The following is an 8,469-nucleotide window of genomic DNA, read 5'->3' on the forward strand; positions in this document are numbered from 1 at the left end:
TTTTACCAAGCGGGTAATCAATTCCGCAAGCTCTTCTGTAAACATGACGGACGGGGCAATGGTTTCTTTCATCTTTGTCGGCCTGAGGTATTTCGCAAAATTACCATTATGACGGGATTTTTATGCCTGCGGTATCCCTTATTACCTCACAATTCGACTAAATCTTAATGTGCTTTTCGATCAGATCGTGAAGCGACTTGTTTGAATCGATTCCGTTTAGAACCTGCTCGATGTCTGTCTCAGGATTAATGGCCTTGAGCATTCGCAAACGAGGTAACGGACCCAGTTTGCTTTTTCCGGTTCTAACTCCAGAAATGGATGCTCTTTTCAAACCCAGGAATGAGGCCATTTCATGGTCTACGGTGAACAAGTTTTCATCTTGTCCAAATGCTTTAAACAGCTCGATGAGTTTTGTATCAACGGCTGTTGGCTCGCCATTCTCAAGCTCATCAAGCGCTAGTCTTTCAGCGCCACGCAAACTGAGCCTAAGCAGTTCACTAGACAAATACTCGGGGCTGATTTTCTCCAATAAACCAGGAGTACTAACGATATCTAGTCTGTCCATGGCTTTTAACCGCTGGTTTATGCTTAATCCCATCTCTCCATGTCGTATCTGGCTTATGGTCTCTTTAGTTACGCCTAGAAATCTTGCGATTCCAGCGTCTGTTTTATACCCAAACTGATGCTTGAGTTTATCCAGCAAATCCGCGTTCGAAACATTTGAATCAGTTTTTAGCTTTGGCTCGCTCTTCATCTTCTGAAATTCCTGCCATGAAGTTATATCACGTTCAATTTCACTTTATTACTTCACAATTCTACTGTATCTCAATGTGCTTTTCGATCAGATCGTGAAGCGACTTGTTTGATTCGATTCCGTTTAGAACCTGCTCGATGTCTGTCTCAGGATTAATGGCCTTGAGCATCCGCAAACGAGGTAACGGACCCAGTTTGCATTTTCCGGTTCTAACACTCGATATCGTGGCTCTTTTCAAACCAAGAAAATCAGCCATTTGTTGGTCCGTATGAACCAAGTTCAACTTCTGTCCATACGACTTGAATAAATCAATCAGTTTGACATCAATTTCTTCTGGTTCACCTGCCTCGATCTCGTCAAACACTAATCCCTCCGCGCCATGCAAACTGAGTCTATGAATCTCTCGATATAAATGATCTGGCGCAATCTTTTCGAGCAAATTACTTATTTGGATGCTAACCAACCTATCCATGATTTTGAATCTTTGTGCAATGCTCAAGCCTTGCAAGCCTTGGCGAATCTGACTAACCGTGTCCTTGTTGAGACCCAGGAATCCAGCAACTTCGATATCAGTTTTATAGTCAAAGCCTTCTTTGAGCTTATCCAGCAAATCCGCGTTCGAAACATTTGAATCAGTTTTTAGCTTTAGCTCGCTCTTCATCTTCTGATATTCCTGCCATTCTTGACTAATTTCAATTAAAAAACTTTCGAAAATCGGGACTCTCAAAGAAATGCCCATTGACCACGATTCTTGTGGCAAAGGTAGGCTCACCCGAATCGCAATTCCCAACGACACCGGCGATATAGAAGCCGCCAATATCGGATTGGTCGTCTGTTTTGGAAAAGAACGCCGGCACAGTTCCATGCGAATGCAGATCCATGACCAAATTATACTTATCCGGAAGGACATTCCGATAGGAAATATGACCCGCGCTAAACGAAATTACCTCCGGTTCATACAGTTCGTATTCTTTGCGGATTTTGTCCCACACCACTAACCCGGCCCATTCGTATTCCCCACACAAGAATGTCTTTTCACAAATATCCTGCAAAATCCTTTTCGGAATCTTTCCGTTCACCAAACAGATGCCGACCGCGCCTATTTGCCCATAGGGCAATTTGATTCCCGACTTCGCTACCGGCAACCTAACATCAACCACCTGATTGACGGCTTCGACATACACCCCGTCACTGGCAATCACGAAACGGTGCTTTCCTGTTTCAGGTTTGGGTAATCCTTCTCCATGTAAAGGCTGCATGAGCGTTGGTGTTTCACTAAAAACAATTTGGTCGCGCCGATCGGTGAGGTAGTTAATCATGATACGCGTCAATTAATTCAGCCAAAAGCTCAGTTGAGGAAGTCACTCGTTCAACGAAGTTAAGATCAAAATCCCCCTCAATCCGATAAAGAATTTTTAGGCAGGACCCTTCGCCAATTCCGTGTCTACCATTTTTGATATTGCTGATAGTTGACGAATCAACGCCCAAAGCTTCAGCAAGGCTCTCATTATTTTTAAACTGAAATAATCTTTCAAACGCTTTAATCAAATGTGAGCAATATAGATTTAAAGCTATAGAACCTCGATTTTTAAGCGCTTTAATGTCAATTTCATCAAGAACTTCTTGGTCATTTCCATCAAAATCAGTTGCGCCTGAATCGTTCGGCAACACTGCTCCAACTCCCCTTTGAGCATTAGCAATGCTAAGTGCAATTAGCTTCACTCCTAATTGCTCAGGTCCTATTTCAGCGGTCAAATCCCTCACATATCCAAATTTACAAAGGATTTTCAAACGATAAAAAAGGCTCAAACTTTTTTTGCCTTTCAATATTTTAGAAACCATTGACTCTGATAGCCCCAGAAAATTAGCTACTTCACGGTTTGTTTTGAGATCGAAGCATTTTTGCAATCGAAAGATAATAATTTCATCGTTCATGACATAAACTTGATCAGCCACTCTTCTGGACTTAGCATTTTGCCCTTTTATGCTAATTGAATTTTCAATATGAAACGGGTTTATTCCTGCAAATCCTTGCTGGTCAGGACATACTCACGCGCATCATGTACAGTGTAGAAGTTGATCGTGACGTGCTTTTGCATCCAGCTTTTTAATAGATCATCAAGCTCCTTTTTTGCTTCTACCGATACATCGTCCATAAAGCTATCCGCGTATTCACCGCCAATATCTAAGCCTCTGTTTTGCATCAGCTCGATAACAGCATCGGCATCACAAAGCTCGCTTAATTTAGGTTTCCGGCCATCCCCAACATATATCCTTTGCCCAACTGCAAGCTCGCCGCTATTGCTGTCGATTAAATCTTCAACTGAACTGTAATTGAAATCTTCGTTGTTAGTTGACCACGCTTCTAAATCGCTCATTTTGGTTTTCCTCTACCCATCTTTACTTTGGTACAAAATATCGCCGTTTGGCAAAAAAATGGTCATCTTGTATTCCGGGTGGCAATTTAAAACCCGTCCTGTATCCGAAAATTTTACATTGAAATTTGCCGAATGATTTCCGCCGAATATAACGCCATCTTTGCCGTCAACCAGACACCTAGAGCCTTTCTTTATTTTAGGTAAGCCCCGATAGTCACAAACCCTGTTAATTCCATCTTGCGTGTTACTCATTTGAATCACCAAGTTTTAAGCATGATTTTCGATAAAACCCTCTACGCTACAGCGCAAAAGATTCAAACGCTCATTCGGAAATTTGTCCACTTTTTTCTTGGACAGGGAAAGCCAGAACCGATAATGAGCTTTGTTATCGACCGCATTGTTCTTATCCCCGGCCAGGAAAAGGGTTGAGGGATTGTTCACATGGGAGAACGCACTATCGAACATGACCGATTCCCACGCTTTAATTTGCTTGATCCCGCATTCGTCGGGTAATGTCGCGGACCCCGTGCAGACATTGCCATTGGCGTAGACATTCATTAACGGCGGTTGGTAGAGCTTTGTTTTGGCACTGACCCTGCCGTTTGTTTTTAACGCTGCCACCGCCAGTTTCCCATTACGATTCGCCACCATCAGCAACCTTGGCCAAGGCACATCGATCTTTTTCATCGGCATACCTGTGATATTGAATAGCATGGGGCGAACCTGGGCTGGAACCGTCCAGGCGAGATGGCTTTCGGAAATCGACACCACATTCGGTGGCAAAAGGCTGATTTTTCTTTTACCCATTTCCAGCATTGACCGCAGCACCGATTCAACATCCTCCTTCGACATCAAGCGACCGGCACCGATGACCGACTCCCCTTGCTCATTCGTCACGAAATCGTGCATCGACGCCAGAAAATCACTGGCTCGATACTGAGCATTAGTATCTGAAAGTGCCTTGGCTTGATGGATCAAAATGGCGTGTTTTTGCACAATTCTTGGCTTTTCGCCTTGGTAAAACTCGAAAAAATCGTTAGGTTTCACTCTCAGCCTCCAACGCTGAATTAGTAACCTCGGCCAATCGAATCAACCCTCTCGACTTGGCCAACAAAATTAGTCTCTCACCGACTTCCGAACATGCAAGCGGATGCAACCGAATAATCGCTTCCGGATTTTCTCCTGCTTGTCCGATGTTGTCATAAACATCGCTCACAACTGCTTCTTCCCAACCGAAACCAAAGCCGATGACATGACCGTAATCCAAACAGACATCGCCATGACTTTCGTTGCATCGGTACAGGTTGGACTCCGATGCTTTCAACCCTGATTTTTCAATCCACTTCCAAAGCTTGATCGTTTCCCGAATGAATTTGACCCAGGGATTCTGGTAGATAGCCCGATTGGATTTTCGCCAACCGCATAGCATTCGCCTGATTTCAGCGATTTCCGGCAACTCACCGAACACCGATTTAGAGTTATTGATTAAAATCGATTTCAGGTAGGCAATATGCGCTTCCAGAGACTCCTGCTCGTCGCTTATCTCGGTAAACGGATAAACATCATTTTCCAAAAAGAATTCAGCCAATTCACCGTTGCTCAAATGGCTTTTCGTGTCCAACGCTTCCTTCAGCGCGTCCAGTTCATCGCCCATCATCATCCAGGCCTCGGATAGATCATCGATCATGATCCCTATGCCGCCATTGAAGATCGTCCATTTCAGACAACCGGCCACCGCTCGGGCAAGTTCACGATCTATTTCCAACAAGGAAAATTGGGAGAATCTGGGAAAAACGCCTAACACCAAGAACACGCCTTCGCTTTTATTTTGCTGCATTTCAATACTCATCGGCTCGAAGTCGTTATGCGCCACGCCAACCCCGGCAACACGCATTGACTCTTCGTTGAGGTGGCCCATGACCTTGGCAACGACCTCATGATACAGCCGGTAGATCGCTTCCCATCCTTCAGTTACGGCTTGATCGATTTCTGCTTCTTCTACCAGTCTCATTGAATGGGCCAACAAAATCATGCAGGAAATCCCGCTGCGATAAGTTTCAAAATCGGTCTTGTCTTTGCGCTGACGAATATCGTCGATCAAACCGCTCAAGTCGGTTTCGATCCTGACTTGACCGAACAATTGACCTACAACATTGGTAACTGCTTGGGGTCTATGCCCGTAAGCGTTCGATTGGGCAATTTCGGCAGGTTCAGCCTGAATTGAAAGCATGGCGACTCGTTCTCATTCATGTTTTTATCAATGGGGGATTGATTCCCCCATTCTTTCAACTGCGCTATACCAAAACCATCAGCCTTTGGTTTTAATTTCTTGATGGGGTTTGATTGCATAGTGCAATTCCTCGCCTATCAGCTCAGGCTCGTTGAGTTCGACTTTGGCTAAATGCGGATAGGATGCCGCATAGAGCTTGATCGCTTCTTCCGGGGACAAGTCAGGGGCAGGATCGGCCAATCGAACAGACCCCATTTTGAAAACCCTGACCGGGCGAATGACAGTGGCTTTGTTATTTTCCATGTTGAATTCCCAAAAACTAAAACAATGATTTATCGGTTACGGCAATTTCTGCTGGTTTTGCCCTTGCCGTGTTATCGTCCTGATGATGCGGCTCTTCAAACCGAGATTTTTCCGCAGGTTTATCCGGCTGGTTGTTTTTTGCCGCCTCGGTCTTCGCTTGTTTTCCGGCTTCCTTGATACGGCTCATCACATCATTTAAATCGTTATGGCCGTCTTCGCGCATCTCGGCATAATCAGCCAGAGAACGCGGAAAATCCGCGTCCAAAGCTTGAGGATTGGTGACGACATACAAAGGCATGGCCAATGCGGCTCTCAGTGCCTTAACGGTTTCAGGGGTTTTATCATCGACAGAGCCTTGCAGCACCGGCTGAATCAGGACGGCAAGCTGGTCACCCTTGCGGGTGACCGTGAATTGTATGCGCTCATCGTTTTTGAGCATGTTTTGAAAAGTTTCAAAAATCATTTTATGCGGCCTCGTTTTCAGGGTCTTGGGTGTAACCATGGGTGTTTAAAGACATGGCTTCGTCCTCGTCGTCGAACCAATCCGCATCACGCATATAAGCCGAAAGCTTTGAAGATTCTTCAGCATCCAGATCATCGAACTCGCCCACTTTAGCCATCACCGCATCCAAGGTCGCGCTTTCGTCGTCGCTGTTTGCGGTGCCTGATTCGGTCCGTTCGCAATCCAAGTCGTCTGCCAAATCACCCTTGAACGGGCTTGGCGTTTGATTGCTCAATGCCATGTCTTGATGACAATCATCACCTATAAACTTCAAAACGCAACTCGGTACAAAGCCTGAAAAGTCGTAACCACAGCCAAAAACTTCATCCAAGATTTCATTGTTTTTCTTCTTCATCAGCGCGGCAATTTTGTGTTTCTCGCTTTGCTTTTCATAATGCTCGACGAAAGATACGTCATTGCCGTTTACCGCTTCACGCATTACACCTTCGATTCCTGCTTTGGTGAACGAGCCCAAGAACTCCCTATCCAGAATGAAATGGTCAGCCAGTTTTGCTTGTGTAACATTCAATACGGATGCAGCGCCTTTCGCCCATGTCTTATTCAGAATCGGATGGGTTTTTTCATGCTCGCCCAGCAAATGGCTTAACAGACGATGATTGAAAGCCAGCGTGTCTTCCATACCTAAATCCGACAACGCCCTCACGAATTCCCCTATTTCGCCGCCAATTCTTGTCGGGTCTTTTAAGGACGCTGGCATTTTTTCAAACGGAAACGAACTTCTCACCAACCGATAAAGCGCAAATGTGTTCACGCACAAGACCGCCAGTTTATTATCGGAAATCTGTTTTGCGCCAAGGTCGCGGTAAAATCCTTCGACTTTCTCAATTACTCTGGCTGGGGGAATTGCCGCACTTGCATTGCGGGTGTCATCCTCATTTTCGGCGGAACCAATGCTAGAATCCGGGCTTTTCCCGGTCGCTGGATGGGCGGGTTTGGTTGATTTCTTGGGTAAAGTTTTACTTTTATCGTCGTTGGCGGGAACGAATGACGTTTTCAAGCTTTCTTGGTAGGCCGTCACTTTTTCTTTGTGGCAATCTAGATTAAAGCAGCAATCCTCCGTAATTCGACCCAACCGATCGGGTGAAGTGGATAGCAAGGCACCCAAATGAGCGCATTGCTTACAGCCTTTTTCAAACTGAGATTTGCCAACGCCTTCCCCACCGGACTGGCAGATAATCTTGAAAGAATCCGGTCTTCTTTGAGTGTCGAGAAAAACGACAGCGTATTGTTCGGATAATGACGCTTTTTTCTCTAACATCGCCGCTTCGGTTTTTTGCTCAAAGCAAGCCCGATTCGCGCACCGTCCCTCGTTGATATGTTCTTCGAACAGACTGGATTGCATACTGGAGTTATGAGGGCATCCATTGCAAGCCGTCTTATCGAACGTGGCCTTCGACAAATCCAGAGAGAATGACGCCAATCGGCTTTTCAGTTCAGCAACGGAATAGCCGTTTTCGAGAATTTTGCTGAGCGTTGCGCTCTGGAAGTCGCTGGGCAGTTGCGAGAGCAATTCCGCATGACCCAATTTGATTTGGCGTTCTGTCAGCGCAGTGAGCACTTCCGGAGCCGCATGAAGCAGCAATAACCGCGCATCGAACTTAACAGTACTCCAGCCCAAAAGCCTCAATGCTTCGGCTTTGTCGCCACCGCAGTCGGTTAATACATCCCTTGCAGCAACCGCTTCTTCGGCTGGACTCATATCAGCCCTTTGCGAATTTTCGACGGTGGCGATCAGTCGGGCTTCTCTGTCGCTCAGATTACGCACTACCGCAGTAATTTCAGTTAAACCGGCTTCCTTTGCAGCTCTCCAGCGGCGTTCACCCGCTACCACCCAATAGCCATTGCCATCAGCCACCGGCCTGACAATGATCGGCTGAATCACTCCTTCAGCCTGAACCGAAATAACTAACTGCTGAAATTCGCAGTTATCAAAGAATTTGCGTGGATTGAATCCATCTTGAACGCTGATGTGATCGATAGGCACTTTTGTGAGTTTTGCTTGATGGGTTTGCATGACTTTCTCCATAGCTTTGCCACTTTTTAGGTCTCCCGAAAATACGGCTCGGTTAATAAAAACTACAGAACAACAGTCTCACGACCTTCAAAGAACGCAAGGCCTAAAAATCATTTCCTGCGCCATCGGAATGTGTCAATGACATTGAGACACCCAGTTGTTTTATTTAGTGTCTAATTGTTGTGTATTTATGGGTCAAGTTTCTCCCTTTGTGTTAATAGGCGGATTAATCCAAACGGCGTTAGGCAAGCTGGGTGGTAAAGGGCA

The 8,469-nt window shown here is 45.6% G+C and carries 11 protein-coding genes; all 11 read right to left on the reverse strand.

Annotation, left to right across the window (positions count from 1 at the left end; all coding sequences use genetic code 11):
* Positions 1-157: 157 nt before the first annotated feature.
* The 11 genes from Q7V32_RS06285 to Q7V32_RS06335 all read right to left on the reverse strand — a co-directional run bounded on the left by Q7V32_RS06285 (position 158) and on the right by Q7V32_RS06335 (position 8,202).
* Complete coding sequence (locus tag Q7V32_RS06285) at positions 158-754, reverse strand: hypothetical protein (protein ID WP_304896127.1); 597 nt, start codon at positions 752-754, stop codon at positions 158-160.
* A gap of 61 nt (positions 755-815) precedes the next feature.
* On the reverse strand, positions 816-1,415 hold the full coding sequence (locus Q7V32_RS06290) for a hypothetical protein (protein ID WP_304896128.1): 600 nt from the start codon (positions 1,413-1,415) through the stop codon (positions 816-818).
* Positions 1,416-1,446: 31 nt separating this feature from the next.
* Positions 1,447-2,073 carry a PRTRC system protein A gene (locus tag Q7V32_RS06295; RefSeq protein ID WP_304896129.1) on the reverse strand — a complete coding sequence of 209 codons (627 nt, stop codon included), beginning with the start codon at positions 2,071-2,073 and terminating at the stop codon, positions 1,447-1,449.
* Complete coding sequence (locus Q7V32_RS06300; RefSeq protein WP_304896130.1) at positions 2,066-2,689, reverse strand: hypothetical protein; 624 nt, start codon at positions 2,687-2,689, stop codon at positions 2,066-2,068. Before Q7V32_RS06300 ends, Q7V32_RS06295 begins: the two co-directional genes overlap by 8 nt.
* A gap of 80 nt (positions 2,690-2,769) precedes the next feature.
* Positions 2,770-3,132 (reverse strand): hypothetical protein, encoded by a 363-nt coding sequence (locus Q7V32_RS06305; RefSeq protein WP_304896131.1) that lies wholly within the window; start codon positions 3,130-3,132, stop codon positions 2,770-2,772.
* A 12-nt stretch (positions 3,133-3,144) separates the two neighbouring features.
* On the reverse strand, positions 3,145-3,384 hold the full coding sequence (locus Q7V32_RS06310) for a hypothetical protein (RefSeq protein WP_304896132.1): 240 nt from the start codon (positions 3,382-3,384) through the stop codon (positions 3,145-3,147).
* A gap of 15 nt (positions 3,385-3,399) precedes the next feature.
* Positions 3,400-4,179, reverse strand: coding sequence for a PRTRC system protein B (locus tag Q7V32_RS06315; RefSeq protein WP_304896133.1), 780 nt, complete (start codon positions 4,177-4,179; stop codon positions 3,400-3,402).
* On the reverse strand, positions 4,169-5,362 hold the full coding sequence (locus Q7V32_RS06320; protein ID WP_304896134.1) for a hypothetical protein: 1,194 nt from the start codon (positions 5,360-5,362) through the stop codon (positions 4,169-4,171). Before Q7V32_RS06320 ends, Q7V32_RS06315 begins: the two co-directional genes overlap by 11 nt.
* A 78-nt stretch (positions 5,363-5,440) precedes the next feature.
* Complete coding sequence (locus Q7V32_RS06325; RefSeq protein ID WP_304896135.1) at positions 5,441-5,665, reverse strand: PRTRC system protein C; 225 nt, start codon at positions 5,663-5,665, stop codon at positions 5,441-5,443.
* Positions 5,666-5,681: 16 nt separating this feature from the next.
* Positions 5,682-6,128, reverse strand: coding sequence for a PRTRC system protein E (locus Q7V32_RS06330; protein ID WP_304896136.1), 447 nt, complete (start codon positions 6,126-6,128; stop codon positions 5,682-5,684).
* 1 nt (position 6,129) lies between these two features.
* Positions 6,130-8,202 (reverse strand): PRTRC system ParB family protein, encoded by a 2,073-nt coding sequence (locus tag Q7V32_RS06335; protein ID WP_304896137.1) that lies wholly within the window; start codon positions 8,200-8,202, stop codon positions 6,130-6,132.
* Between the last annotated feature and the right edge of the window lie 267 nt (positions 8,203-8,469).

It is taken from the genome of Methylicorpusculum sp. (genome assembly GCF_030651835.1).
Taxonomy (GTDB): Bacteria; Pseudomonadota; Gammaproteobacteria; order Methylococcales; family Methylomonadaceae; genus Methylicorpusculum.

What these genes read in the sequence shown, in the direction of transcription:
- Q7V32_RS06285 (WP_304896127.1), bottom strand. Translation starts at nt 754, where the DNA reads ATGAAGAGCGAGCCAAAGCTAAAAACTGATTCAAATGTTTCGAACGCG.
- Q7V32_RS06330 (WP_304896136.1), bottom strand. Translation starts at nt 6,128, where the DNA reads ATGATTTTTGAAACTTTTCAAAACATGCTCAAAAACGATGAGCGCATA.
- Q7V32_RS06335 (WP_304896137.1), bottom strand. Translation starts at nt 8,202, where the DNA reads ATGCAAACCCATCAAGCAAAACTCACAAAAGTGCCTATCGATCACATC.
- Q7V32_RS06325 (WP_304896135.1), bottom strand. Translation starts at nt 5,665, where the DNA reads ATGGAAAATAACAAAGCCACTGTCATTCGCCCGGTCAGGGTTTTCAAA.
- Q7V32_RS06310 (WP_304896132.1), bottom strand. Translation starts at nt 3,384, where the DNA reads ATGAGTAACACGCAAGATGGAATTAACAGGGTTTGTGACTATCGGGGC.
- Q7V32_RS06300 (WP_304896130.1), bottom strand. Translation starts at nt 2,689, where the DNA reads ATGAACGATGAAATTATTATCTTTCGATTGCAAAAATGCTTCGATCTC.
- Q7V32_RS06295 (WP_304896129.1), bottom strand. Translation starts at nt 2,073, where the DNA reads ATGATTAACTACCTCACCGATCGGCGCGACCAAATTGTTTTTAGTGAA.
- Q7V32_RS06290 (WP_304896128.1), bottom strand. Translation starts at nt 1,415, where the DNA reads ATGAAGAGCGAGCTAAAGCTAAAAACTGATTCAAATGTTTCGAACGCG.
- Q7V32_RS06305 (WP_304896131.1), bottom strand. Translation starts at nt 3,132, where the DNA reads ATGAGCGATTTAGAAGCGTGGTCAACTAACAACGAAGATTTCAATTAC.
- Q7V32_RS06320 (WP_304896134.1), bottom strand. Translation starts at nt 5,362, where the DNA reads ATGCTTTCAATTCAGGCTGAACCTGCCGAAATTGCCCAATCGAACGCT.